The 23,993-nt window shown below is 65.9% G+C and carries 25 protein-coding genes and 1 tRNA gene; 13 read left to right on the top strand and 13 right to left on the bottom strand.

Going from position 1 to position 23,993, the window contains the following annotated elements; translation table 11 throughout:
• Positions 1 to 356: 356 nt before the first annotated feature.
• Positions 357 to 923, bottom strand: a complete 567-nt coding sequence (locus tag CLG96_RS03570) for a TetR/AcrR family transcriptional regulator (RefSeq protein ID WP_207796546.1) — start codon at positions 921 to 923, stop codon at positions 357 to 359.
• A 255-nt stretch (positions 924 to 1,178) separates the two neighbouring features.
• Between CLG96_RS03570 and CLG96_RS03565 the strand changes: the two genes are divergently transcribed.
• Entirely contained in the window at positions 1,179 to 1,700 is a 522-nt protein-coding gene (locus CLG96_RS03565; RefSeq protein WP_107966443.1) for a hypothetical protein, read from the top strand.
• 29 nt (positions 1,701 to 1,729) lie between these two features.
• Here CLG96_RS03565 and CLG96_RS03560 read toward each other — a convergent pair whose 3' ends face one another.
• Positions 1,730 to 2,371, bottom strand: coding sequence for a TetR/AcrR family transcriptional regulator (locus tag CLG96_RS03560; RefSeq protein ID WP_107966442.1), 642 nt, complete (start codon positions 2,369 to 2,371; stop codon positions 1,730 to 1,732).
• A 108-nt stretch (positions 2,372 to 2,479) separates the two neighbouring features.
• Here CLG96_RS03560 and CLG96_RS03555 point away from each other — a divergent pair, with 108 nt between their 5' ends.
• From CLG96_RS03555 to CLG96_RS03545, 3 genes are read left to right on the top strand one after another with little or no spacing between them, the layout of a single operon-like run.
• Positions 2,480 to 2,803 (top strand): hypothetical protein, encoded by a 324-nt coding sequence (locus CLG96_RS03555; protein ID WP_133175331.1) that lies wholly within the window; start codon positions 2,480 to 2,482, stop codon positions 2,801 to 2,803.
• Complete coding sequence (locus CLG96_RS03550) at positions 2,803 to 3,804, top strand: zinc-binding dehydrogenase (protein WP_107966440.1); 1,002 nt, start codon at positions 2,803 to 2,805, stop codon at positions 3,802 to 3,804. Before CLG96_RS03555 ends, CLG96_RS03550 begins: the two co-directional genes overlap by 1 nt.
• A gap of 23 nt (positions 3,805 to 3,827) precedes the next feature.
• Positions 3,828 to 4,628: a MipA/OmpV family protein gene (locus CLG96_RS03545; protein WP_107966439.1), complete on the top strand. Its 801-nt coding sequence runs from the start codon at positions 3,828 to 3,830 to the stop codon at positions 4,626 to 4,628.
• Positions 4,629 to 5,209: 581 nt separating this feature from the next.
• Here the strand turns inward: CLG96_RS03545 and CLG96_RS03540 are convergent.
• Together CLG96_RS03540 and CLG96_RS03535 are read right to left on the bottom strand one after the other, a co-directional pair.
• Positions 5,210 to 5,770 carry a DUF2867 domain-containing protein gene (locus tag CLG96_RS03540; RefSeq protein WP_107966438.1) on the bottom strand — a complete coding sequence of 187 codons (561 nt, stop codon included), beginning with the start codon at positions 5,768 to 5,770 and terminating at the stop codon, positions 5,210 to 5,212.
• Positions 5,771 to 5,856: 86 nt separating this feature from the next.
• Positions 5,857 to 6,249, bottom strand: coding sequence for a hypothetical protein (locus CLG96_RS03535; RefSeq protein ID WP_107966437.1), 393 nt, complete (start codon positions 6,247 to 6,249; stop codon positions 5,857 to 5,859).
• Positions 6,250 to 6,334: 85 nt separating this feature from the next.
• On the opposite strand from CLG96_RS03535, the gene CLG96_RS03530 reads away from it, so the two are divergent.
• A complete protein-coding gene (locus CLG96_RS03530) occupies positions 6,335 to 6,892 on the top strand; it encodes a TetR/AcrR family transcriptional regulator (protein WP_207796545.1) in 558 nt (185 codons plus the stop codon).
• A gap of 275 nt (positions 6,893 to 7,167) precedes the next feature.
• Here CLG96_RS03530 and CLG96_RS03525 read toward each other — a convergent pair.
• A tRNA-Ser gene (locus CLG96_RS03525) sits at positions 7,168 to 7,260 on the bottom strand.
• 174 nt (positions 7,261 to 7,434) lie between these two features.
• Here CLG96_RS03525 and CLG96_RS03520 point away from each other — a divergent pair.
• Positions 7,435 to 8,169, top strand: a complete 735-nt coding sequence (locus tag CLG96_RS03520; protein ID WP_107966816.1) for a DUF1134 domain-containing protein — start codon at positions 7,435 to 7,437, stop codon at positions 8,167 to 8,169.
• Between the two features lie 12 nt (positions 8,170 to 8,181).
• Here CLG96_RS03520 and pgeF read toward each other — a convergent pair whose 3' ends face one another.
• The 3 genes from pgeF to lgt are packed head-to-tail and all read right to left on the bottom strand — an operon-like array spanning position 8,182 to position 10,883.
• Positions 8,182 to 8,949, bottom strand: coding sequence for a peptidoglycan editing factor PgeF (gene pgeF / locus CLG96_RS03515; RefSeq protein ID WP_107966435.1), 768 nt, complete (start codon positions 8,947 to 8,949; stop codon positions 8,182 to 8,184).
• A 13-nt stretch (positions 8,950 to 8,962) separates the two neighbouring features.
• Positions 8,963 to 9,931, bottom strand: coding sequence for a class I SAM-dependent methyltransferase (locus CLG96_RS03510; RefSeq protein ID WP_107966815.1), 969 nt, complete (start codon positions 9,929 to 9,931; stop codon positions 8,963 to 8,965).
• Between the two features lie 49 nt (positions 9,932 to 9,980).
• On the bottom strand, positions 9,981 to 10,883 hold the full coding sequence (gene lgt, locus CLG96_RS03505) for a prolipoprotein diacylglyceryl transferase (RefSeq protein WP_423828181.1): 903 nt from the start codon (positions 10,881 to 10,883) through the stop codon (positions 9,981 to 9,983).
• Positions 10,884 to 10,949: 66 nt separating this feature from the next.
• Here lgt and CLG96_RS03500 point away from each other — a divergent pair, with 66 nt between their 5' ends.
• The 7 genes from CLG96_RS03500 (at position 10,950) to CLG96_RS03470 (ending at position 19,371) form a co-directional block, all read left to right on the top strand.
• The gene (locus CLG96_RS03500; RefSeq protein ID WP_107966433.1) at positions 10,950 to 13,187 is read left to right on the top strand and encodes a xanthine dehydrogenase family protein molybdopterin-binding subunit; all 2,238 of its coding nucleotides are present in this window, start codon (positions 10,950 to 10,952) and stop codon (positions 13,185 to 13,187) included.
• Positions 13,184 to 14,188 (top strand): ferrochelatase, encoded by a 1,005-nt coding sequence (gene hemH / locus CLG96_RS03495; RefSeq protein ID WP_107966432.1) that lies wholly within the window; start codon positions 13,184 to 13,186, stop codon positions 14,186 to 14,188. The genes CLG96_RS03500 and hemH overlap by 4 nt, the downstream gene beginning before the upstream one ends.
• Before the next feature lie 27 nt (positions 14,189 to 14,215).
• Entirely contained in the window at positions 14,216 to 14,938 is a 723-nt protein-coding gene (gene phbB, locus CLG96_RS03490; RefSeq protein ID WP_107966431.1) for an acetoacetyl-CoA reductase, read from the top strand.
• Positions 14,935 to 15,240 carry a ribbon-helix-helix domain-containing protein gene (locus tag CLG96_RS03485; RefSeq protein ID WP_423828180.1) on the top strand — a complete coding sequence of 102 codons (306 nt, stop codon included), beginning with the start codon at positions 14,935 to 14,937 and terminating at the stop codon, positions 15,238 to 15,240. Before phbB ends, CLG96_RS03485 begins: the two co-directional genes overlap by 4 nt.
• Before the next feature lie 71 nt (positions 15,241 to 15,311).
• Complete coding sequence (locus CLG96_RS03480) at positions 15,312 to 17,711, top strand: TonB-dependent receptor (protein ID WP_243395584.1); 2,400 nt, start codon at positions 15,312 to 15,314, stop codon at positions 17,709 to 17,711.
• 303 nt (positions 17,712 to 18,014) lie between these two features.
• Positions 18,015 to 18,671, top strand: coding sequence for an energy transducer TonB (locus tag CLG96_RS03475; RefSeq protein WP_165799512.1), 657 nt, complete (start codon positions 18,015 to 18,017; stop codon positions 18,669 to 18,671).
• 13 nt (positions 18,672 to 18,684) lie between these two features.
• A complete protein-coding gene (locus CLG96_RS03470; protein ID WP_107966428.1) occupies positions 18,685 to 19,371 on the top strand; it encodes a Fe2+-dependent dioxygenase in 687 nt (228 codons plus the stop codon).
• Positions 19,372 to 19,417: 46 nt separating this feature from the next.
• On the opposite strand, the gene CLG96_RS03465 is transcribed toward CLG96_RS03470, so the two are convergent.
• From CLG96_RS03465 to CLG96_RS03445, 5 genes are all read right to left on the bottom strand, one after another.
• Positions 19,418 to 20,776 (bottom strand): sulfite reductase subunit alpha, encoded by a 1,359-nt coding sequence (locus tag CLG96_RS03465; protein WP_107966427.1) that lies wholly within the window; start codon positions 20,774 to 20,776, stop codon positions 19,418 to 19,420.
• 1 nt (position 20,777) lies between these two features.
• Positions 20,778 to 21,683 carry an FAD:protein FMN transferase gene (locus CLG96_RS03460; protein ID WP_207796573.1) on the bottom strand — a complete coding sequence of 302 codons (906 nt, stop codon included), beginning with the start codon at positions 21,681 to 21,683 and terminating at the stop codon, positions 20,778 to 20,780.
• 131 nt (positions 21,684 to 21,814) lie between these two features.
• Complete coding sequence (locus CLG96_RS03455) at positions 21,815 to 22,627, bottom strand: DUF4198 domain-containing protein (protein ID WP_107966425.1); 813 nt, start codon at positions 22,625 to 22,627, stop codon at positions 21,815 to 21,817.
• Positions 22,628 to 22,641: 14 nt separating this feature from the next.
• Positions 22,642 to 23,181, bottom strand: coding sequence for a DUF2271 domain-containing protein (locus tag CLG96_RS03450; RefSeq protein ID WP_207796544.1), 540 nt, complete (start codon positions 23,179 to 23,181; stop codon positions 22,642 to 22,644).
• 10 nt (positions 23,182 to 23,191) lie between these two features.
• Entirely contained in the window at positions 23,192 to 23,815 is a 624-nt protein-coding gene (locus tag CLG96_RS03445; RefSeq protein ID WP_207796543.1) for a PepSY-associated TM helix domain-containing protein, read from the bottom strand.
• Positions 23,816 to 23,993 lie beyond the last annotated feature (178 nt).

Genomic DNA, 23,993 nt, shown 5'->3' with positions numbered 1-23,993 from the left:
TTCCGGTCCTTCGGCGTGAATTCAGGCTGTCGAAGCCCAGATCGGCCTTGACGGGAGGCCCGGAATGATCCCGATCCCGGCCGGCGTTTTCGGCGCATCGAGAGACGCAAAGGGCTTCGTCGGAAGACAGGCCGTGCAGGGCGCAATCCCGTTGATCCGCACGGCCGACCAATATTCCGGCAGCGACAGTTGAGTCGAGGTCTGCTGACCCGCCCTTCCAATAATAAGGACCATCGCCATGCACCGATCGCACCGGAAGCTGGGGCAGGGAGCGATCCAGTTCCTCGACGATGTGGGAGAGATCTCGCGGGCCGTGACGCCGACCGGCTGATCAGGAGACCGGCGCGTTTCGGCCCCTAGGGATTGACGCTGAGCACGGCGATCAGGTCATCGACCAGGCCCTGCGGGTCCGCGCGTCCTTTTCCGTCTTCGGCAAGATGTCCGCCAAGCGCCAGATCAATGGCACCATGCGCCAGGGACATGAGCAACGCCGCCGTTCGTTCGTCGTCATGCGCGCGAAGGGCGCCGCTCTCGCGCGCTGCCCGGACCGCCTGCACGAACAGCCGCCGCGTCTCGCCGGCGGCACGATCCAGCTCTTCGTCATATCGCGTCCATAGGCCGAATATGAGGTGGAAGCGACGCGGGTGGCGCATCGCCCAGTCCACATGATCGCGCACCATCGCCCGAAGGGCGTCGAGCGGTGTCGCGGCCTCCTCGACCGCAGCCTGCATTGCGGCCCCGCGAACACGCAGTTCCTGCGCCGCCACCGCGGCAAGCAGCGCCTCCTTGTCCTGGAAATGTTTGTAGGGCGCGTTGTGCGAGACGCCCGCGCACTTGCCGACCGCACGCAACGTAACCCCATCGGGACCGGAACTGTCCAGGAGACCGGCGGCGGCGGCGATCAGGCTGTCACGCGTGCTCATCCAAGCGAGCCTAGCCCGCCTAGTTGACATCGTCAACCGGATCGGCCATTGGGTTGACGCTGTCAACTAGGGGCCGACATGACCTGCCGAACGCACAAGGGGGCTCTTCGCCCGTGGAGACGGATCGCGGCCGCAATCGCCGCAGCCACATGCCTCAGCTTTGCGTCCGATGCTGCCGCGGCCTGCCGGCCGCCTGCAGGCTTTGTCGATACGCCCCCACCGCGGACAGCGCCCTTCGAGAATCTGGTTTCGCACATGGAGGAGAGCATCATCGATGCACCGCTCTCGCGGGTGCTGGCGGTCGCGAAAGCGACCTCGCTGGAGGATACGATCCAGCAGGAGGGATCGTTGCCCCGCGTTACCGGGACATTCATGCTGACGCCCGGCGCGTTCGAGCCCGCCGGTGCCCGCCGTATCACCTGCCTGAGCGACGGATCGACCCTGGTCGAGCAGATCCTGGTCAGGCGGGAAGAGGCCAGCCCTGCGGAGTTCCGCTATGTTGTGTGGAACTATTCGACCAGGCAGGCCCGCCCGATCGAATATGGCGTCGGCCGTTTCGTCCATACGCAGCTTCGTGACGGGCGCACGCTGGTGCGATGGACATATGGCTTCCAGCTTCGCCGCAACCGGTGGCCGGGATTCTTCGGCGCGTTCGGCGACTTCCTCTTCCGCAAATTCTTCCTGGAGCGCCAATATGCCCAGATGATGCGCGACACCTTGTCGGCATCCAAGGCAGCGGTCGAACGCCCTCGCCCTCGCGGCCAGGCCGCTCGATGACCAGCCTTGCCGTTCCCAGCGGGCTGGCTTCACCTGACGTGAAGTGCGGCATCCGTCTCAGCTGCGGCGATATAGCTGGTGAGCGCGCGCTTGAGCTCGCGGGTGAAGACGGGGCGTCTTTCCGTGTCGGACAGCAGGACGAGCGGCACGAGCCCGCGGAAAATCTCGATAGTGACTGTCGCGATAACCCTCCGCTCCGCCTCCGCCAGGCCGGGCAGGCGCCGTGCGACGATCATCGTAACCCGGTCGATGATGCCCTCCTGCAGAGGCCGGATCGCTTCGGCGAGACCCGGCGGCGCATCCCAGCCGCGAAAGACCGTGCGGAGCGCCGGATGCGCGACGTTCACTGCGATCAGCGTGTCGACGATACGGTCGACCATGGCTTCCACCGGCAGGTCGGCGATCTCGATCAGGAAGGCCTGGTCAAGCGCCTCGGCGAAAATCGCGGCGTAGTTCCGGGCCACGGCCCGGGCGATCTCCTCCTTGTTGCGGAAGAATTGGTAGAGCGAGCCGGGCGAGATGCCGGCCTGCGCGGCGATCAGGTTGGTGTTCGCATTCTCATAGCCGCGCTCGACCAGCACCACGGCGGCGGCCTCGACGATCTGCGCCATTCGCCGTTCGCCCCGTTCGCGCCGCCGGATCGGGGCCTTGGCACCATCTTCAGTTGACATATGCGAGTCCTAGCTCGTAAATCCTCTTTTGCGAGTTATGACTCGCATAAACCCGCTCGGGATCGGTCGGCAATGCAAAATGAACGCAGATCGGATTGGCTTCCTGCCGTGCTGCTCCGCATCGTAGCGGTGGGCACCGCTGCAGGCACGGTCGCGTTCCTCTTTGTCGGCGACAATTGGCGGGCGACGAATATCTTCCTCGTGCCCGACCTCATTGTGTGCGCCGTTCTGATCGCAGGTTCGCTGCTGCCTTCACCGCGCATGTTCCCGGCACTGCTGCTCGCCTTCGGCATGGGCGTCGGCGTGTTCGCCACGGCGACCGCCGATTATCTGGTGCAGGGTCGCTTCGGCATCGGCGCGGCGATAGGCCTCCTGACGTCGCTCGTGGCAAGCCTGATCCTCATCCGGTATCTCTGGCGGAGTGCGCGGTGATGGTGCGGCGGGTCGTTGTCGAACGCTTCGGCGCCACGGATGTGCTGGACCTTCGCTCCGTCGATATTCCTTCCCCGGCAAGAGGCGAAATTCTGGTCTCGGTCCAATATGCCGGTGTCGCTTATTCTGATCTGCTGATGCGGATGGGCGACTATCCGGGCGGTCCACGGCCTCCTTACACGCCGGGCTGGGATGTCGTCGGCACGGTCGAGGCGGTCGGCGAGGAGGTGGATCAGGATCTGCTCGGCCGGACGGTCGTCGGGCTCACCTTTCTCGGCGGCTATGCGAGCCATGCCCTTGTGCCGGTCGACAGGATCGCGATTGTGCCCGCGGAAGTCGATCCGCAGGCGGCAGCCTGCCTGACGCTCAACTATGTGACCGCGTGGCAGATGTTGCGCCGGGTGGCCGATGCGCAGGCGGGCGAGTCCGTCCTGGTGCATGGCGCGGCCGGGGGCGTCGGTTCCGCCGTGCTCGATCTCGCTGCCGCGCTGGACCTCATCGCCTATGGCGTCGCTGCACAGGAGAAGGCAGCCGCCGTCCGCCGCTATCGCGCGACCCATCTCTCGAACGCGCAGCAAACCGCCGATGTCGCCGCGAAGATCGGCGGCTTCGATATCATCCTCGATCCCATTGGCGGTCGTGAGACCTGGCGCGGCATGCGGCTGCTCGCGCCCGGTGGTCGGCTCGTCAATTACGGCTTCACGGGCATGCTCGGCAGGGGGCCGATCATGCCGCGTATCGCGCTGCATCTGCTCGCGCTCAAGGTCCGATCGCTGCTTGCCGGCGACAGACGTGCGGTATTCTACCGCGTCAGCACGGCCGCCCGGCGGGCCGCCAGCGCCTTTCGCGAGGATCTGATGGCGCTGCTCGATCTGCTGGCGGCCAACCGGATCGCTCCGCTCGTCGATGATGTCCTGCTGCTCGGGCAGGCCGCCGAGGCCCATCGCCGGCTGGAGAGCCGGACGGTGCAGGGAAAGCTGTTGCTGAACATGCGGGCCTGACCGCCCAGGAAAGGAGTGAATCCATGCCTAAAGTCCTCCCGATCCTCGCCAGCCTTGCTGCCGCCGTCCTGGCCATTCCGGCGGCGGCGCAGTCCCCGGCGCCCGAAGATAATGGCAGTCCCCATGGCTTCGTCGCGCTCGGGGCGGGCGTGACGCCGGAATATGATGGCGCGGAGGATCTGCGCGTCATCCCCTTCGGCATGGCGGACGTGCGGTGGGGCGGCGTCGACTTCGAGTTTCGCGGGCTTCGTGGGCGCGCCGACCTCATGCCCGACAGCCGCTTCGCCGCCGGCCCGGTCATCAGCGCGCGGCTATCGCGCGACGATGCCGATGGCGCGGTCGGCCTGCTGCCCGAAATCGATACGGCGATCGAGGCCGGCGGCTTTGTCGGCTACCGGTTCGGCGGCAACGCCTATGGCGAGGGCGCGGTCCAGCTCGAGCTGACCATGCTCCACGACATTTCAGGAACGCATGACGGTCTGCTCGCAACCGCCCAGGCTTCCTATGCGGCGGTTCGGCGAAGCGACTTCTTCCTGTCGCTCGATGGCCAGCTCAGCTGGGCGAACAAGGATTATGCCCGCACCTATTTCGGTGTGACGGCAGCCGATGCGGCCGCTTCGGGTCTGCCGGAATATCGGCCGGGGTCAGGACTGCGCGATCTCGGCGCGGGCGTCACCGCCGGCTACTGGTTCGACCGGAGCATCGGCGTGATCGGCCGCCTGGGCGCATCCTATCTGGTCGGCGATATCGCCGACAGCCCCGTGGTCGACGAGGGCCGGCGCTGGCAGCCGACCGCAGGCCTCGGCATCTCCTATCGGTTCTGAGCACCGGCCATGCAGGATGACCCGTTGGGTCGTCCTGACAGTGGCGCTCGGCATAATTGGTATGTGCCTGGCGCTCGTAAAACGCCTGATTCCTCTTCTGCCCTCGCATGAACTGCGTACTGCGTCGGTACGGAAGGATCCTGCTGCCTACCGGTCGCTCTCCCCGCTCTCGATTTCGCAAGCGCTCAGCGAATTTTGGGAAAAGCAGTGAAGAGGCATGCAAGATCAGTGTCTCGCCAAGAAAAATGGCATCGCTCGAAGCCAAATACTTCGGAAGTAAATCGCGTAATATCAATTGGTTGTTAGGCGGAGGGGATTCTCAAGCGGAGCCGGCATCCAATAAGGCTGGCTATTTCAGGCGTTTATGGCGGGCCGCGCGGGAACCAGATGAGAATTACGTTTACGCTGTAGCCCTCCAAGCTCGCCCAAGTGACTCCTTGCAGCGTCTGCAACGGGTGGTTCGTCGCCCACCGGAAGGAGCAGGGACGTCCCGTTTCCAGACGTTTCTGGCGCTTCTCAGAAGCGTACCTTCGTGTTTCGGCCGGAGTGGGACCCGTTCCGGTCACTCGGGAGCGAACAGGCTATGGCAGGCCGGACTGCGGTCGAGCGAGGGGCGCAAGTAGTGCAGGGACAAGGATTCTATGGAATGGCAGGACGGTAGCGAGATAAATGCGACCGAGTAAGTTGTTTCGCTGAACCAACGTAGTGGCAATAACCCGACAAGTGGTGTCGTTCAGATTTGTCACGTCAACGATGAGCCGGAAGTTAAGGTGTATGTCGTCAAGGCCCAGAACGACGCGCTCTGGGGAAGATGAAAAGACAGGGAGGCCAATTCGGGGACGGTCTGACAAATCGGCCTCAGCGCCGGACTTCAGCCCGAACGGAGAGACGAGAACGTTACGAATGGCCAGAAGTTTTGCAATCCAACCGGGCGGCCGGCTGAATGCCAACTGTGCGGCTTGAGGTGCGCTCAGCGTCGCAACGGGCGTGTCAATAGCAAACGCGTCGCAGAAGTCGACTGACGGCAAAATGTGTTCGCAATTTTTTGGGATGGATACAGCAAATGGCCGCACGAAACACTCCTTCGATTTACTTGCATTGATGAAATCTGACTGAAGTGCTTCATCAAATTTCGCATGCATGGAGTATAATATTCTCTTGACCCTGCAAAAAAACGGGTTGGCGGCGGCGCTGCATTTCGTCTCCCAGATGCCGCATCCGAAAGCGCTCAGTTCGAAGGGCTGATCGCGGGCATTACTCCGAAGGCGATCATAGCGAGTGCAGCGGTCATTAGAATCCAGCTTGGGTGAAGACGGCGTGTTCCCCAAAGAGCGCCCAGAGCGCCAAAGAGAAAAGAACTGCCCGCGAAAAAGCTCACTGCGAGCTGCACCTCATTTCCAAACCACATGGCTGCAGCAATCAAAGCGAAGCCGCTAAGCAACCAGTTAAACGTGGTGAATTGCAGGAGCAGCGGTATGAGTCTTCGCAATATCGCTTCGTCCGCGACAAGAAGCGTCTCAATCCGGCGGACTATTAGCCTCTGCAATAGGATGCCGTGAGCAACCGCCGTCCCGCCGCCTATCACTCCGGCTGCCATCAAGGCTGTGCTGTGCCAGTCCATATCCCTACGCTTCCCCCATACATCACTGTATGGTTAGTGGAATGCGCATTGCCGGAAGTCAATACAGATATGTATGGTTGGTCCCATGAATGACCGCCTTACAAAGTCCGACTGGATCGGGCACGGCCTGCGCACACTCGCTGCCCATGGCCCTAGCGCCTTGAAGATCGGCGCCATGGCCGCCGAGCTCCACGTTTCTCGGGGTAGCTTCTATTGGCACTTCCGAGACATTGCCGATTTTCGGTCACGACTTTTAGAGAGCTGGAAGGACTGGGCAACGCAAAGGGTCATCCGGGAATTAGAGGCCGATCATGACGAGCCAGACCGTTTGAAATCGTTGTTGAGTCGCGCATTTTCTGGCGAGCCAAGGGACGATCTGTCGATAAGATCACTCGATAAGGCTCTGCGAGCCTGGGCCATAGATGACGACAAAGTTGCGGCGGTCGTCGCCTCTGTCGATGCTGACAGAATGGCTTTCATTTCAAAGTTGCTTGAGGAATCCGGGGTAGAAAGCCAAAAGGCTGCACATCGTGCGGCCTTCCTCTATTGGGCCTATCTGGGCCAACCAATCGTGATAAAATCGGGCCTTTTGTCATCCACAGCGGCTGCCATCGACGATATCTCCGATTTGTTTAGGAAATGAATATCGGAAACGATGTTCAGGTGCCTATGCGGTGGCCGGACAAACGCGGACTTGTTGACGAAGTTCTGATATCTTTCGTGGCAACTCCTGCGGCAAAGAACGGCCACTGTCACAACAAAAAGCTGACATTTGGTCCGGGGAGGTCGCTGACCGCAATGGATCGAATCCGGCTGAGCCGAATGTTCGTCAACTCTTGTCAAGTCCCTGCGGACCCGTGCGGTAATCGGCGATGATTGGGGAGCCATCTCGCAGAATATCGCGCAATCGGCGGCAAATGGCGGAGACGGAGGGATTCGAACCCTCGGTACGGGTTAACCCCGTACGGCGGTTTAGCAAACCGCTGGTTTCAGCCACTCACCCACGTCTCCAGGCTCGGCCGGTTGGCGGGCTATAGCGGGACGATGGGCGGCAGGCAACAGAGTGGATTCACCCGAGCTGTCCCCCGGGCCGACGCAAGGATGCGAGCCACTGTCCCGTCGTTCATTGCCGAGACAGGCCCGAACGCTTTACTGGGCCGATCGGGATCCCGGGGGAAGAAGATGATGATGACGAGGATGATGGTCGGGCTGGGTGCTGCGCTGGGGCTGGCCATGGCCGGGCCGGGGGCGGCGCAGATCCGCACCGTCGACCCCAATGATGCCCATAGCATGGCCGCGCCCGCCGGCGGCACGACGACCATGCCGGCCGAGCCGCCGGCGGAGAACGGGACGTCTGCCCCGGCTCCGGCGCCCGTTTCCGCCCCCGCCCGGCCGCCCGCGCCGGCTGCGCAGGCTGCCGCTGCCGCATCCGAGAATGGCACCTATCAGGAAAATGACGTGCTCGCCGCCGCCGAGGGCGTGTTCGGCAAGGGTGCGGAGGGCCTCGCCAAGCTGATCGAGAAGGTGCTCAAGGATCAGGGTGAGCCCAATGCCTATATCGCCGGACGCGAGGTCGGCGGCGCGCTGGCGATCGGCGTGCGCTACGGATCGGGCACGATGTTCCACAAGGTGGAGGGCGAGCGGCCGGTCTATTGGACGGGGCCGTCGGTGGGCTTCGATCTTGGCGCGAACGGGGGCAAGACCTTCGTGCTGGTCTATAATCTCTACGACAGCCAGGAATTGTTCGCGCGCTTCCCCGCAGCGGAGGGCAATGCCTATCTCGTCGGCGGTTTCACCGCGAGCTATTTGCGGCGCGGCAATGTCGTGCTGATCCCGATCCGGCTGGGCGTCGGCTGGCGGCTGGGCGCCAATGTCGGCTATATGCGCTTCACCGAGAAATCGCGCATCCTGCCCTTCTGACGGGCCGGCACTTCAGGACGGCAGGGCGAGCAGCGAAATCTGCCGTCCATAGCCGGGCTCGCCGCGATGGGTCGCGCGGCGGAAGCTGAAGAAGCGGCGTTCGTCCGCATAAGTGTCGAGGCCGAGCGCTTCGATCCGCTCCAGGCCGGCCTCGGCGAGCCGGGCCGCGACATAGGCTTCGATATCGAACTGGTGGCGATCGGCGCGGACGCCGTCCGCGAAGAAGCGCTCGTTCGCGGGATCCTGTTCGGCGAAGCGACGGAAAAAGCCGTCATCCACCTCATAGGAGGCGCGCGCGATGCACGGGCCGATCGCGGCGGCGATGCGCGACCGGCTGGCGCCGAGCCGCTCCATCGCCGCGATGGTCGCGTCGGTCACGCCCGCGATCGCGCCTTTCCAGCCGGCATGGGCGGCGCCGATCACGCCTGCCTCGGCGTCGGCGAAGAGCACGGGCACGCAATCCGCGGTCAATATGCCGAGCAGCAGGCCGGGGCGATCCGTCACCAGCGCATCGGCATGGGGGCGGGCATCTTCCGGGAAGGGCTCGGTCACGGTGACGGCCTCGGCCGAATGGACCTGATGAAGCGTGACGAGCGCCGTGCCCGGCGCGACCGCCTCCACCGCAAGACGGCGATTCTCGTGGATGGCGGCGCGATCATCGTCCGATCCGAGCCCGACATTGAGCCCGGCATGGATGCCGGTCGAAACGCCGCCCTCGCGGCCGAGAAAGCCATGGGCGAGATCTGCAAGCGTGCTGGCGCGGATGGGCGAGACGGTCATGCCTCTTTCCTTATCAAAAGCCGGCCGGGGTCGGCCAGCCGGACGCGGTGAAGGCCATCGCCTTGAAGATCTGGCCCATCTGGTCGGCGGCGGTCAGGCGGCGATGCGCGACGGCGATCTCCTCGGCGCGGGAGGGCGCGCTGCGTGCGAGTGCCGCGGCGCGCTGGGCGATACCGAGCGTCACCAGCCATTCGCCCTGCGGCACGAGCCGGCTGGGCGTGGCGCCGCCCGCGCGCGCGGCATCGGCGAGCGCGGTGAAATCGACATGGGCGGTGAGATCGCGCGTCCCCGGCTCGGCGAGCGGATCGGCGAAGCCATGCGCGCGCACCGACTGCAGCGTGTCGCCGATCGCGGGCCCGGCATGGCCATAGTCGAAGACGAGCATCGCACCGCCCTGTGCTGCGAGGCGCCGGCCGAGCGCACCCATGATCGCGGCGGCCTGTGGCGCGGTTTCGACGATGCTGCCGGGGGAGGAATCGCGCAGCGAGGCGGGGATGGCGTCGTCCTGCGGATCGCTGCCGGGCTGGAGCAGGAAGCCGTCGCCTTGCGCCTGCACCATCTGTTCGCGCCAGCCTGCTTCGGTGCGGATGAACTGGCGGATCGGCAGCGCGTCGAAAAATTCATTGGCGACGATGATGAGCGGCGCATCATCGGGAAGGTCGTCAATGCCGTTATGCCAGCGGGCATCGGGGACCCGCTCCGCCTGCGCCGCGCGTAGCACGGGGCTGGTTTCGACGAAATGGACAAGCGGGGCGAGGCCGATGCGGCGCATTGCCCTCAGCGCATCGGCGGCGAGCGTGCCCCGGCCGGGGCCGAGTTCGACATAGCGAACGGCCGGCCGGCCGGCGCGATCCCACAGATCGGCCAAAGCGAGGCCGATCAGCTCGCCGAACATCTGGCTGATCTCCGGCGCGGTGACGAAATCGCCGCCCGCGCCCAAGGGATCGCGCGTCGCATAATAATGCGCGTTCGCTTCTCCCATGAAGCAGGCGAGCGAGAGCGGCGCCGCCGCCCGCAGCCGGGCGGCGAGATCAGGCGACGCTGTCACGTCCGGCGATCGGCTCGACCCGCTGGCGGCGGCCCTTGGCGGTGCCGATCAGATAGAGGCCGCCGAGGATCATCGGCAGCGTCAGCGTCTGGCCCATTGTGAGGCCCCAGCTCAGCGTCCCGAGCTGCACGTCCGGCTCGCGGAAAAATTCGACGATGAAGCGCGACAGGCCATAGCCGAGCAGGAAGATGCCGACGAGCTTGCCCGGTTCGTAGCGCGCCTTCGTCCGCCAGAAGAAGAAGGCGAGGACTGCGAAGAGGACTATGCCCTCCAGCGCGGCTTCATAGAGCTGGCTGGGATGGCGCGGCACGCCGCCGGCATTGGGATCGGGGAAGATCATCGCCCAGGGCACGTCCGTCTCCCGGCCCCACAGCTCGCCATTCACGAAATTGGCGAGGCGGCCGAAAAAAAGGCCGAAGGGAACGCAGCAGGCGACATAATCATGAACGCGCAGCCAGTTCAGCCCATGTTTGCGGGCGAGCAGGAGGATGCCGATCATGACGCCGATCGCCCCGCCATGGAAGGACATGCCGCCCTGCCACAGCTTCAATATGTCGATCGGATTGCGCAGGATTTCCGGCTGATAGAAGAAGACATAGGCGAGGCGCCCGCCGATCAATATGCCGAGCGTCGCATAGAAGACCATGTCGTCCGCATGGTGCCGGGTCATCGGCGCGCCCGGTTGGGCGATCAGCTTCAGCAGATACCACCAGCCGATCAATATGCCCGCGATATAGGCGAGCGAATACCAGCGAAGCTGGAAGAAGCCGAGATCGAGCGCGACCGGCGACAGGCCGAGCGCGTCATAATGGAAGAAGTCGGCGGTGGCGGCGGCGGCGAGGAGGGTGAGGCTCAATGGGGTTCCCCGTGATTGCCCGCTCCCCATAGGCCGAGGCGCATCAAACGGGAAGGGTGCTGGCATTGCCGCGCGCCGAACCTTATCAGGAGCCGGATGGCGACAGGCGTGAAAAAAGACAAGGGAATCAATCGCAGGACGCTGCTGGTCGGCGGCGGCGCGGGTGTCGGGCTGCTGATCGCCTGGGCGGCCTGGCCGCGGCATTATGGCCATAATCTGGTGGCGGCGCCCGGCGAGACGATCTTCGACGCATTTCTGAAGATTGGCGAGGACGGCCATGTCACGGTGATCGTGCCGCAGGCCGAGATGGGGCAGGGCGTGTGGACTTCGCTGCCGCAGGCGCTGGCCGACGAGCTGGGCGCGGACTGGCGCACGATCGCGGTGGAACCGGCGCCGATCAATCCGCTCTATGCCAATAAGCTGCTGCTGGAGCAGGCGGCGGACGGCATGGTGCCGGGCTTCCTGCGCGGTGCCGCGCGCTGGGCGGCGCGCGAGATCGCGACGCGCGAGGCGCTGATGATCACGGGCGGGTCGAGCTCGATCCGCGCGTTCGAACAGCGCATGCGCGAGGCGGGTGCATCCGCCCGCGCGCTGCTCTGCATGGCGGCGGGCAAGCGCTGGCAGGCGGACTGGCGGACCTGCGATACCGAGGCCGGCTTCGTCACCCATGGCGAGGAGCGGCTGCGCTTCGGCGAGCTGGCGGCGGAGGCGGCGATGCTCGCGCCGCCGGCCGATGTGCTGTTGCGCAGGCCGGGCAGCGGCGGGATTTCGGGGCAGCCGGTGCCGCGCATCGATCTGCCGTCGAAGGTGGACGGATCGGCGCGCTTCACGGGCGATGTGCGGCTGCCCGACATGGTCTATGCCTCCGTCCGGCATGGGCCGCATGGCGACAGCCGCCTGGTGGGGCTCGACAAGCCGGCGGGCAACAAGGTGCCCGGCCTGCTGCATGTCTTCGAGCATCCGCGCTGGGTGGCGGCGGTCGCGACCAATTGGTGGGCGGCCAATCAGGCGCTGGAGGCGATGGCGCCGCGCTTCGCTGGCGCGAACCCGCCCGACGACCGGCAGATCGGCCGGGCGCTGGAGGCGGCGCTGGCCGGGGGCGAGGCGGAGCGCTTCGTCGAGACGGGCGAGGGCGAGGCGGCGCTGAACGGCGCCGGACGGGTGGAGGCAGCCTATTCCGTGCCGCTGGCCGCGCATACCCCGATGGAGCCCCTGAACGCGACCGCGCGGTTGACGGGCGACCGGATGGAGCTGTGGGTGCCGACCCAGGCGCCGGGGCTGACGCGCGCGGCGGTGGCGCGGGCGATCGGCTTTGGCGAGGGACAGGTGACCATCTATCCCATGCTGGTGGGCGGAGGCTTCGGCCGGAAGATCGAAAATGACGCGGCGGAGCAGGCGGCGATCCTCGCCAAGCTTTCCCGCAAGCCGGTGCAGCTCATGTGGTCGCGCGAGGAGGAGACGATGCGCTGCCGCTATCGCCCGCCGGCGCGCGCCCTCCTGACGGCGCGGCTGGGTCCGCGTGGCGCGATCCAGGGATGGTGCGCGCGGATCGCGGCGCCCGCCACCATCGGCGCGATGAACCGGCGGCTGATGCCCGGCGCCCTGCTGCCCGGCGACGGCGCCGAGGCCGCGGCGGTGGAAGGTGCCAACCCGCCTTATGCCATTCCGGCGGTGGTGGTGGAGCATGCGCCCGCCGATATCGGGATCGAAACGGGCATGTGGCGTTCGGTGGCGCATAGCTATACCGCCTTCTTCACCGAAAGCTTCGTGGACGAGCTGGCCGCGCGGGCGGGCATCGATCCCCTGTCCTTCCGCATGCAGATGCTGGGCGGCAATCCGCGCCTCGCCCGTTGCCTCAACCGGGTGACGGCGATCGGCGGCTGGAGCGGCGGGGAGCGCGGATCGGGCCAGGGCATCGCGGCGCACAGCAGCTTCGGCAGCCATGTGGCGATGCTCGCCGAGCTGCGCGTCAGGGACGGAGCGGTCATGGTCGACCGGATCGTGGCGGCGGTCGATTGCGGCCGCATCATCCATCCTGACATCGTTCGCCAGCAGATTGAGGGCGGGATCATCTGGGGCATGGCGGCGGCCTTGGGCGGCGCGATCGGGATCGAGAAAGGTGTGGCGACGGTGCGCAATTTCGATGGGCTGGGCCTGCCGCGGCTGGCCGACATTCCGGAGATAAGGGTGGAGCTGATCGAAAGCGGGGAGGCGCCCGGCGGCGTGGGCGAGATCGCCGTGCCGCCGGTGGCACCCGCGCTCGCCAATGCGCTTTTCGCGGCGACGGGCGAACGGCTGCGCGATCTGCCGTTGCGTCCCGGAGGCACGAAATGAGGCCGGCCGATCATCCGCCTGTGGCGACGGGCAGGATCGGGCTGCTGCTCGTCAATCTCGGCACCCCCGATGCGCCCGAGCCGCGCGCGGTGCGCCGCTATCTGGGCGAATTCCTGTCGGATCGGCGCGTCGTGGAGATTCCGCCCATCCTGTGGCAGCCGATCCTGCGCGGTATCGTGCTGACCACGCGGCCGCGGAAATCGGCGCATGCCTATCAGCAGGTGTGGCGCGAGGATGGATCGCCGCTCGCCGCGATCACGCGGGCGCAGGCGGCGGCGCTGGCCGAGCGGCTGGGGGAAAGCGTGATCGTCGATCATGCGATGCGCTATGGCAGGCCCGCCATTGCGGAGCGGGTCGCGGCGCTGAAGGATGCGGGCTGCGACCGGATCCTGCTGGCGCCGCTCTATCCGCAATATAGCGCGGCGACGACGGCGACGGCGAACGACGCGGCCTTCGCCGCGCTCGCGCGGATGCGCTGGCAGCCGGCGATCCGGACGCTGCCGCCTTATTATGACCATCCGGCCTATATCGCCGCGCTGAAGACGCGCGTGGAGGAGGAGCTGGCCGCGCTCAATTTCGAGCCGGAGGCGATTGTCGCGAGCTTCCACGGCATGCCGCAGCGGACGCTGGATCTGGGCGATCCCTATCATTGTCAATGCCAGGCGACGGCGCGCTTGCTAAGCGAGGCGCTGGGCCGCGAGCTGATCGTCTCCTTCCAGTCGCGTTTCGGGCCGGCCAAATGGCTCGAGCCGGCGACCGACGCGACGCTGGCGGCGCTGGCCGGCAAGGGTGTGCGCAAGCTTGCGATCTTCGCTCCGGGCTTTTCTGCCGATTGTCTCGAGACGCTCGAGGAGCTGGCAATTCGCGGGAGGGAAATATTCCAGTCCAAAGGTGGACGATCTTTTGCCTATCTACCTTGCCTGAATGCAGGAAAAGCCGGTATCGATCTCCTGGAAAAGCTTATGAAACAGGAGATGCGGGGCTGGCTCGACTTGCCCTGACGTCCAATCAAGAGAGGATCATCGACAATGGCACGAGTCGCGATCGTAACTGGAGGCACCCGCGGCATTGGTGAGGCGATCAGCCTAGCGCTCAAGGATGCGGGCGTGACGGTTGCGGCCACCTATACGGGCAATGTCGACAAGGCCGCTGCCTTCACCGAGCGGACGGGCATTGCTTCCTATAAATGGGACGTAGCCGATCATGATGCCTGTGCCGAGGGCGTCGCCCAGGTGGCGCAGGAGCTCGGCTCGGTCGACATATTGATCAACAATGCCGGCATCACGCGCGACGGCACGCTGCTCAAGATGAGCTATCAGGCGTGGAAAGAGGTGATCGACGTCAATCTCGGCGGCTGCTTCAACATGGCCAAGGCGACTTTCGCGGGGATGCGCGAGCGCGGCTGGGGCCGGATCATCAACATCGGCTCGGTCAACGGCCAGGCCGGCCAATATGGCCAAGTCAATTATGCCGCGGCCAAATCGGGCATCCATGGCTTCACCAAGGCGCTGGCGCAGGAAGGCGCCAAGTTCGGCGTGACCGTGAACGCCATTGCGCCGGGCTATATCGATACAGACATGGTCGCCGCCGTGCCGCAGGATGTGCTTGCGAAGATCGTCTCCAAGATCCCGGTCGGCCGGCTCGGCCATGCGCATGAAATTGCGCGCGGCGTGGCCTTTCTATGCAGCGAGGATGCTGGCTTCATCACCGGATCGACCCTGTCGATCAACGGCGGCCAGCATATGTATTGAGCGCGCGGCGCTCGGCTGCCGCTGGTAGCGGTCCGGTGAAACGGTCGGTGATGATTGCCGGCCATGCCACCTCGATCAGCCTGGAACCCATTTTCTGGACCGCGCTCGCAGCGGCAGCGGCCGAAGAGGCCCTGCCGCTGAACGCGCTGGTCGCGCGGATCGACGCCGCGCGCGTGACCGAGGCGCAACCTCCCAATTTGGCCAGCGCCATCCGCGTCTGGCTGTTCCGGCGGCTGCAGCAAGGCTGCCGGCAGAAGGGTCCCGCGAATTTTACCGATGATAGTGAGAATCTTTCTCAATAAATTTGACCTCGCGAACGACTCTCATTAGCAAACCCTCATTGCCGGCAGGGCGGCACGATGATGAGGGGAATATGAAGGATCTTCTGCACAAGCAGGCTTCGGCGGCGGGCTCGATGCGCTTCATCGCGCTATCCTGCGTCGGCATGATCGCGTCTGCGGCCTGCGCCGCGCCGGCCATGGCGCAGGCCACGCCGCCGGAAGGCGAGGGCGCCGAGCTTCAGGGCGTCACCGTCACCGACACGGCGATCGCCGACGAGATCAAGGTCGAACGGGTGGAAAGCCTCAAGGCCACCGCCGCGCTGCTCGATACGCCGCAGACGATCACGGTCATCAGCAATCAGACGCTCAAGAAGCAGAATCTGCTCACGCTGCGCGACGCGCTCTCGACGATTCCGGGCATCACCTTCGGCGCGGGCGAAGGCGGCGGCGGCTATGGCGACAGCATCAACCTGCGCGGCTATTCTGCCAATAACGACATCACCCAGGACGGCGTTCGCGACAGCGCGCAATATAGCCGCACCGAGACGTTCAACCTCCAGCAGATCGAGGTCTATAATGGCGCGAACAGCGTCTTCAACGGATCGGGCTCGGTCGGCGGCACGATCAACCTCGTCAGCAAGACGCCGCAGCCCGATGATCTCACCATCGTCCAGGCCGGCATCGGCACCGATGATTATTATCGCGCCACGGTCGACAGCAATGTCCGCCTCACCGATCTGGTCGCGCTGCGCCTGAACGGCGTCGTGCACAGGAACGATTTTCCCGGCCGCGACGTGGAGAAATATAAGCGCTGGGGCGTGGCCCCTTCGGCGACGATCGGCATAGACGGCCCCACCAGCCTCACCTTCCAATATCTCCATCAGGAGGACGACAACGTCCCCGTCTATGGCGTGCCCTATTTCAAGACTGGGTTGAGCGACGGGATCCTGCCGGGCGTCGACCGTTCCGACTATTTCGGGATCGAGAATCTCGACAAGCAGGACATCAGGCTCGACCAGCTCACCCTGCGCTTCGTCCATGAATTCAGCGATGCCGTCTCGATCCGCAACCTGACGCGCTGGCAGCGCGTGGACCAGGAGTCGGTCACCAGTGCGCCGCAAGGAAGCTATTGCCTCGCCAACGGCGTGACGCCGGTGGGTGCCGCCTGCGCCACGCCCGGTTTCTATAGCCCGAGCGGCCCGCGCGGACTGGTGCGCAACCAGGAAAATCAGCTTCTCTACACTCAGACGGACCTCAAGGCGGTGGCCGACTGGGGCGGCATGGAGCACACGGTCGTGCTGGGTGGATCACTCACCAGCGAGGATTATAGGCTGGTGCAGGGCAATTTGCTGCGCAATGCCGATGGCACGACCCTGGCCGAGACGCCGATCAGCATCGCCAATCCCGTCACCACCTACACCGGCCCGGTCAATTTCATCCGCTCCGGCCGCTCGGTCGGCACATCCGAAAATGCCGCCATCTATCTGTTCGACACCAGCAAGATCGTCGAGCAGCTCGAGCTCAATTTCGGCCTGCGCTACGAGCATGTTAAGGCCGTCTTCCGGCCCGACACCTATTCGACCGCGCCCGCGACGCTCGGCGCCTATACGCGCGGTCTGGAGCAGCGCAGCACGGACAATCTCTTCTCCTATCGCGTCGGCCTGAACTTCAAGCCGGTCGAAACGGTGAGCCTCTACGCCGCTTATGGCAATTCGCGCGTACCGACCTCGACGACCGTGCGCCTCGGCTGCGGTGCGCTCACAGGAGGCACGGGCGGCCCGGTAGATCCTTGCGATGCGGGGGCAGAGAAGACCTATAATTATGAGATCGGCGTCAAGGCGGACCTGCTCGATCGCCGCCTCCAGCTCACCGCCGCGCTGTTCCGCAATGACCGGCGCAACTTCCGGGTCGCGACCAACGATCCGGTCGTGACGACGCTGCCCGTGCCGGACGGCCGCTCGCGCGTCGACGGCATCGCGCTCGGCGCCAGCGGCAACATCACGCCGGATTGGACGATCTTCGCCAACTACACCTATCTGGACAGCAAGATCCGGCAGAGCGTTTCCGACTATTGCCTTGCCAATCCGGGCACGGCCTGCGGCAATAGCGCGGCATTGCCCGATCCGGCGCGCGGCGACGAGCTGACGCAGGTGCCCAAACATTCGGGCAGCCTATTCACCACCTACACGCTGCCCTTCGGCCTGCAGCTCGGCTATGGCCTCACCTATCAGGGCAGCTTCGCGTTCAACAATCGCAGCCTGTTGTTCGGCACGCAGCTCAGGTCGGACGATTATCTCGTCCATCGCGCTTTCCTTTCCTATCCGGTGACCGACCGGCTGACCGCGCAGCTCAACGTCCAGAATTTCACCGACGAGAAATATTTCACCAACATCCGCCACAATGTGACCGCGGCGACGGGCGTGGTGAGCGGCGGCTGGGCGACACCCGGTGAGGCGCGCTCGGCCGTGCTGAGCCTCGCTTACACTTTCTGATGTCAGGGGCCGCGTCGTGGGGGAGGCCTCCCGACGCGGATGCCCGGCATCGATCTGCTACCCGGCTGGTCAGGATTTGAGATTGCTTCTCAATAGTATTCGCGTTAGTCACCCCAGTGGCACGCGGGCGACGACTCGGCCGGGTTTGCCGCGAACAGTGGGATCGGCATGCACGCGACCTATCGCCGACGCTCGGACAGCATTTTTCCCGCCCGGCCGCAGCAGCCAGCCGGTCCGCGCAGCTTCACCAGAGCCGAGCCAATCTCTCCATCCGCTGCCGTTCCATCGCTTTCCGGCTTCGGCGTGCGTTCGCGCCCCAACTGGCCGGTGATCGCGGCGATCATCCTGCTTCATGGAACGTTGCTCGCGGCGCTGGTGAAGCTGGACATGGTCGAGATCGGCAAGCCCAGGGAGACGGCTCCGACGATTGTCGAGCTGATCCCGCTGCCGGTGGCGAAGGCCCCGCCACCGCCGCCCGCCATTCCGCAAGAAGCGCCTGCGAAGCCGGAAAAGACTATCGAGCCCCGGATCGTTACTCCCGCGCCTCTCGTCCGGACGGTTTCGCCCGCGCCGCCGCCTCTAGCGAACGCGCCCATGCCGATCCTGCCGCCGCCCGCGCCGGTCACGATTGCGGCGCCTGCCGAACCGGCCGTCATGGCCGGGCCGGCCGCACCGATCGCGCCGCCCGATGCGAGCGCGGCCAATCTCGGCAATGACGCCCCCCGTTATCCGATCGAATCGCGCAGGCGGCGCGAGGAGGGCACGGTGCGGCTCCGCGTCGTCATCACCCCCGAGGGCCGGGTGAAGGAGATCAGCATAGCCCGATCGAGCGGCTTCGAGCGGCTCGACAAGGCGGCGCTGGAGACGGTGCGCAAATGGAAGTTCCGGCCGGGGATGCAGGCGGGACGGGCGGTCGAGGCGGTCGGCTTCGTGCCCATTCCCTTCCAGTTGCGCGGTTGAGGGCAGCTTTTCGATGATCATCGCGATACCCGGCCTGCTCGGGGCCGAGGCGGTGGCGGAGTTCCGCCGGGCGCTGGACGGCGCCGAATGGATCGATGGCAATGCCACTTCGGGCCACCAATCCGCGCTCGCCAAGCGCAACCGGCAGCTTGCCGAGGATTCGCCCGTGGCGCAGGCGCTGGGCGGCCATGTGCTCGATACGCTGGGGCGTTCGCCATTGTTCATCGCGGCCGCCCTGCCGCTCAAAGTCTATCCGCCGCTGTTCAATCGCTATGATGCCGGCGGCGACCGTTTCGACACTCATGTCGACAATGCGATCCGCATCCGGCGGGGCAGCGACTTCCGTATCCGCAGCGATCTTTCGGCGACGCTCTTCCTGTCCGGTCCGGACGAATATGATGGCGGCGAGCTGACCGTCGAGGATCATCTGGGCACGCATTCGGTGAAGCTCGATGCGGGCGATATGATCCTCTATCCCGCCTCCAGCCTGCATCATGTGACGCCGGTGACGCGCGGGGCGAGGATCGCCTCCTTCTTCTGGATCCAGTCGATGGTGCGCGACGATGGCGCGCGGCGGACGCTGTTCGATCTCGACAGCGCGATTCAGACGATCGCCGCGGATCGCGGCCAGGGCGATGCCGCCATCATCCGTCTGACCGGCGTCTATCATAATCTGCTGCGGCGCTGGGCGGACGCCTAGGCTCGCTGCAGCTTACATATTCATGGCAGGATGAGCGCGGTCAGGTTCAATAGACGTCGCGGCGGTAACGACCCTCCTCTCCCAGCGCTTCCAGCCGATCGGCGCCGAGGATCGTCGCGAGCGCGGCGTTCACCCCGGCAGCCATTCCCTCCTGGCTTCCGCAGACATAGAGAGCGGCACCCTGCTCCACCCAGTCGCGCAGCGTATCCGCCGCATCGAGCAGCCGATGCTGGACATAGGGACGATCAGGCGTGTCGCGGGAGAAAGCGAGGTCGAGCCGGGCGAGCCGGCCCGACTCTCGCCAGCGGTCGAGTTCGTCAGCGAACAGCCGGTCGTGAAGCGCGCTGCGCTCTCCGAAGAGCAGCCAGTTGCGGCTGGCCTCGGGCCGGGCGCTCAGATGCGCGCGCAGGCCGGCAATCCCGCTGCCGTTGCCGATCAGGATCATCGGCCGGGACGGTTCGGGTGCATGGAAGGCGCGATTGGTCCTGATCCGGAGCGCAATCGCGGTGCCGGGCGCGGCATGCTCGCATAGCCAGCCCGAGCCGAGGCCCGGCCGGCCATCGGGGTGCCTCATGCGGCGGACGACCAATTCGATCCGTCCGTCCGCCGGGATCGAGGCGACCGAATATTCGCGATGCGGCAGCGCCGGGCCGTCCACTGCGAAGGCGTCTGCGGCGGGACCGGGGTAGAGCTCGACTATGTCGCCCGCTGCCCAGTCAGGGAGCCTGTCCTCGGGCTCGAGGATGATGTGATGGATCTCGCCGCCTAAGCTGCCAGAATTGAGCAGGCGGCGTCCGGCGAGGCGCCAGCGCTGATAGGCGGGCGGCGCCCAGTCGGGCATGTCGCTGTCGGCGCCGAACAGCCGCAGGCCCTGTTGCCAGTGGCGCAGCGCGCCGGGATCGCCATTGTCGACCTCGATCAGGTCCGCCTCGGCGCGAGCGCCATTGGCCCTCAGCCAATGGTCGAGCCGATGGCCGAAGGCGCAATAATGGCGGTAGCGGCGGTCGCCCAGCGCGAGCAGCGCATAGCGCAGGCCGGCAAGCGAGGTCGGCCGCGCGGCGGTGGCGAGGAAGGAGGCCGCATTGTCGGGCGCGTCGCCCTCGCCCGTGGTGCTGACGATGAAAAGCGCGCGATCGACCGAGGTGAGCATCGTTGGATCAAGTTCGCCGAGCGACACCGTCTGCACCATGATGCCCGCGTCGCCGAGTGTGACAGCGGTGCGTTGGGCGACCTGCTCGGCAAAGCCGGTCTGGCTGGCATGGACCAGCAGGAGGGGCATGCTGTCCGTCGACAAGGTGAAGGGTCGCGGGCGGCGGGCGTAATGGGCGCGGAAGGCGGCAACGCATAGTGCGAGCCAGCATGATGTGGCGACGATGGCGAGGCCGATGCGGAGGGGATCGGCCATCTCAGTCCGCCATGGCCGCAAGCGCCGGGGAGAGGCTTTCGCTGAAGCCGCTGGTGGTGCGCTCGACGAACAGCGCGGCGATGCCATGCTGCGCAGCATGAGCGAGGCCAGCTTCGCGACCGAGCACTGTCAGCGCGGTCGCCAGCGCATCGGCGATCATGCACTGGGCATGAAGGACGGCGACGGAGGCGAGGCCATTGCCGATCGGCCGGCCGCTGCGCGGATCGAGGCTGTGGGCGTAGCGGCGGCCGTCATGATCGAAGAAGCGGCGATAGTCGCCTGAGGTGGCGATAGACAGGCCGTGGAGCGCGGCGCGTGTCGCGGGGAGGCCGGCGCCGGGGGGCGCCTCTATATCGACCCACCAGGGTTGCCCGTCGGTCTTGATACCCGCGCCGCTGAGCTCGCCGCCCACCTCGATCAGATAGTCGGCAATGCCATGGGCCCGGAGGCAGCCGGTGACCCGATCGACGCCATAGCCCTTGGCGATGCCGGAGAAATCGAGCGCTACGCCGCCCGGCTGGCGGGCGCGGCGGGCGTGGCGATCGATCTCGATCCCCTTCCATCCCGTGCGGGCAAGCGCAGCAGCGATTGCTGCTTCGGAGGGCGGCACGAGCGGGGCTGGCTTGGCGCCGAACCCCCACAGATCGACCAGCGCGCCGATAGTGGGATCGAAGGCGCCGCCAGTGGCGCCCGCTTGTTCGAGCGCGGTATCGAGAACGGCGAAGAAGCCGGAGGGCAGGCTGTGCCAGCTCCCCGGGGCCGCGCGATTGAAGCGGCTGAGGTCGGATCCCGCCTCCCAATGGCTCATCTCGGCCACGACCTGGTCGAGCTCGGCCTGGATGGCGGCCTGGAGGCGCTCGGCGGGAATGGTGCCGGCGACGAGATGGGCGGACCATGTCGTGCCCATGGTGCGCCCGGAAAGCGCAATGAGGCGGGCGGCGGGATCGCGCCGGTAGAAGGCGTCCGCGTCGAGCGAGGCGGGGAGCAGGATGCGCGGTTCGTGCCCCGGCATGGGCCGGGGCGGGGAGGTGGACAAGGTCAGGGCGCCAGCACTTCGAGCGTGGTGGTATAGCCGAGGCGCCGCTCCTTCGCGGCGGGGAGCGAGACCCTGGCATCGGTCGCGGTGGCGTTCAGCCAGTAAAGGCCGGGCGCCGGCCAGTCGATCGTTACCCGGCCAGTGGCGTCGGTGACGAAGCGGCGTTCGGCAGTGTCGTCGCGATAGCGGCGGCCGTCGGGGATGATGGTGATGCTGAGGCTCGGAGCAGGCTTGCCGTCGATCAGGAAGGCGAAGGTGGCGGGTTCGCCGGCGACGAGATCATTGGGATGGGTGACGGGCACCAGCTCCAGGCCCTGGCCGGTGGGCTTGAGGGGGGTGGGTTGGCCGAGGGTGACGTAGGTTTCGTTGCGGTTGAGGACCTCGCTTAGGGCCACGTCGGTGACGCCGGAAGGTATCTGATCGGAATAATTGTCCTTCGTCAGGCCGCGGGGGAGGCGCTTCTGTTCGCCATTGAGCATGTAGCTGCCGGCGATGCCGTTTTGGACGAGGCCGATGCGATAGCTGCCCTGCTGCGTCAGATGGACGTCGAAAGTGGTGCGATAGCGGCCGGTGAGCGCATTTTCGAGCGGCACTTCATGCCCGTCCGGCGCCCAGGCGGCAAAGCCGGGCAGGCGGAGCGGCTGATGATCGAGGACGAAGGGGTCGGTGGACGCGGCGGCATCGACCGTGACCCAGCTTTCATCGCCCGAAAGCACGGTGGAGGAAGGGCGCAGCCAGGGACGATGCGCCTCGGCCGCGAAGGGCGTGGCGAGGAGCGCAAGCGCTGCGGCGGCGGTGGCGAGGGAACGGAGCATCGGCCTCCTCCCGATCAGGGCTTCACGCTGAGCGCGATCGCGCCCAGCTCGCTCTTGCCGCTGGCGCGCACCATCGTCTGGCCTGGTGTGGCCGGCCAGGCGAAGGGCAGGCGGACGAGCTCGCGCCCGCCATCCTCGCGCGCCGCTTCGACGACCAGCTCGTAATTGCCCGGCGCGAGCGTGCCGAGCGGGCCCTTGCCGGCGGTGAAGGAGAGCTTCTGCGGGCCGGGCGCGCGGGTGGCGCCGCTGATCCCATCCGCCGGGAAGCGCATCGACCGACCCGACTTGCGCCACCAGCTCCGCACGTCATGCAGCCATTTGGTGCCTTCCTCATTCCCCTTCTTCACCGTCTGATACCAGACGGAGAGGGTGCGCGCGGTCGGCTGGTCGGGCTGTTCGAGCCAGACCGCGACATAGGGCCGATGATATTCGGCGACCTTGATCTGCGGGATGGTGATGCTGAGATCGAGCCCGGCCGGCATGGCGGGAAAGGCGAAAAGCGCTGAGGCCGGCGCGGCAAGCCCGCCGATCACGATATTATGGCTTATCTTCACGGAAGCATCCTCATCGATGGATGAACAGAAGGGCAAGAAGCAGCGGCACGAGCAGGCCGAAGCCGACGATCGGCCAGGTCGCCGGGCGGTTTCCGGCATGAAGCTGAAGCAGGACCAGGCCGGTGATGGTGAAGACCAGACAGGCGCCGGCGAATATGTCGATGAACCAGCCCCATGCAGGCCCCGCATTGCGGCCCTTGTGCAGATCGTTGAAATAGGAAACCCAGCCGCGATCGGTGCGCTCATAGCTTATGTCGCCGGTCGCGCGGTCGATCGACAGCGTGGCTTCCCCGCCGGGTCGGGGCAGATCGAGATAGATTAGCTCGTCGGACCAGTCGGCGTCGCTTGGCGGAATGGCGATGCCGAGCGCCTGTCCCGCGGCGGCACGGACCGCATCGGGGAGCGGCTTGCGGCTATCCTGCGGCACGGCGTCCTGGAGCAGCCGGAGCGCGGGTGGGGGGAGCATGGCCTGTCGGCTGGTGACGACAGGCGTCGCGGCGATGTCGCCGGCATGATTGAGCGTGATGCCGGTGGCGGCGAAGAGCAGCATGCCGATCAGGCAGAGGCCCGAGCTGATCCAGTGCCAGCGATGCAGATGCCGCAGCCAGAAGCCGCGCCGGTTCTGATCGGACATGCCCTTGGCTGTTGCGATGTGGGGCATGACGGAGCGCGGGCGGATCCCGATTGGTGATGGTTGGATTTGCGTAACGCGATCGATTCGCATTTGCAACAGTTTTGCGAATGGATCGCAATTGTGGGGTGGGTGATTTCGTTGGATTGGGGATTGAATGGTTCGTTATCCCTGCCTTCGC

The organism is Sphingomonas oleivorans (genome assembly GCF_003050615.1).
Classification (GTDB): Bacteria; Pseudomonadota; Alphaproteobacteria; order Sphingomonadales; family Sphingomonadaceae; genus Sphingomonas_H; species Sphingomonas_H oleivorans.
The sequence above is the reverse complement of the archived record's forward strand: the minus strand, read 5'-3'. Positions and strand labels throughout refer to the sequence as shown.

Excerpts from the sequence above, each read along its gene's own strand:
- CLG96_RS03570 (WP_207796546.1), bottom strand. The coding sequence starts at position 923 with ATGAGCACGCGTGACAGCCTGATCGCCGCCGCCGCCGGTCTCCTGGAC.
- CLG96_RS03565 (WP_107966443.1), top strand. The coding sequence starts at position 1,179 with ATGGAGGAGAGCATCATCGATGCACCGCTCTCGCGGGTGCTGGCGGTC.
- CLG96_RS03560 (WP_107966442.1), bottom strand. The coding sequence starts at position 2,371 with ATGTCAACTGAAGATGGTGCCAAGGCCCCGATCCGGCGGCGCGAACGG.
- CLG96_RS03550 (WP_107966440.1), top strand. The coding sequence starts at position 2,803 with ATGGTGCGGCGGGTCGTTGTCGAACGCTTCGGCGCCACGGATGTGCTG.
- CLG96_RS03545 (WP_107966439.1), top strand. The coding sequence starts at position 3,828 with ATGCCTAAAGTCCTCCCGATCCTCGCCAGCCTTGCTGCCGCCGTCCTG.
- CLG96_RS03540 (WP_107966438.1), bottom strand. The coding sequence starts at position 5,770 with ATGCATGCGAAATTTGATGAAGCACTTCAGTCAGATTTCATCAATGCA.
- CLG96_RS03535 (WP_107966437.1), bottom strand. The coding sequence starts at position 6,249 with ATGGACTGGCACAGCACAGCCTTGATGGCAGCCGGAGTGATAGGCGGC.
- CLG96_RS03530 (WP_207796545.1), top strand. The coding sequence starts at position 6,335 with ATGAATGACCGCCTTACAAAGTCCGACTGGATCGGGCACGGCCTGCGC.
- CLG96_RS03520 (WP_107966816.1), top strand. The coding sequence starts at position 7,435 with ATGATGACGAGGATGATGGTCGGGCTGGGTGCTGCGCTGGGGCTGGCC.
- pgeF (WP_107966435.1), bottom strand. The coding sequence starts at position 8,949 with ATGACCGTCTCGCCCATCCGCGCCAGCACGCTTGCAGATCTCGCCCAT.
- CLG96_RS03510 (WP_107966815.1), bottom strand. The coding sequence starts at position 9,931 with ATGGGAGAAGCGAACGCGCATTATTATGCGACGCGCGATCCCTTGGGC.
- lgt (WP_423828181.1), bottom strand. The coding sequence starts at position 10,883 with ATGGGGAGCGGGCAATCACGGGGAACCCCATTGAGCCTCACCCTCCTC.
- CLG96_RS03500 (WP_107966433.1), top strand. The coding sequence starts at position 10,950 with ATGGCGACAGGCGTGAAAAAAGACAAGGGAATCAATCGCAGGACGCTG.
- hemH (WP_107966432.1), top strand. The coding sequence starts at position 13,184 with ATGAGGCCGGCCGATCATCCGCCTGTGGCGACGGGCAGGATCGGGCTG.
- phbB (WP_107966431.1), top strand. The coding sequence starts at position 14,216 with ATGGCACGAGTCGCGATCGTAACTGGAGGCACCCGCGGCATTGGTGAG.
- CLG96_RS03480 (WP_243395584.1), top strand. The coding sequence starts at position 15,312 with ATGAAGGATCTTCTGCACAAGCAGGCTTCGGCGGCGGGCTCGATGCGC.
- CLG96_RS03470 (WP_107966428.1), top strand. The coding sequence starts at position 18,685 with ATGATCATCGCGATACCCGGCCTGCTCGGGGCCGAGGCGGTGGCGGAG.
- CLG96_RS03465 (WP_107966427.1), bottom strand. The coding sequence starts at position 20,776 with ATGGCCGATCCCCTCCGCATCGGCCTCGCCATCGTCGCCACATCATGC.
- CLG96_RS03460 (WP_207796573.1), bottom strand. The coding sequence starts at position 21,683 with ATGGGCACGACATGGTCCGCCCATCTCGTCGCCGGCACCATTCCCGCC.
- CLG96_RS03455 (WP_107966425.1), bottom strand. The coding sequence starts at position 22,627 with ATGCTCCGTTCCCTCGCCACCGCCGCCGCAGCGCTTGCGCTCCTCGCC.
- CLG96_RS03445 (WP_207796543.1), bottom strand. The coding sequence starts at position 23,815 with ATGTCCGATCAGAACCGGCGCGGCTTCTGGCTGCGGCATCTGCATCGC.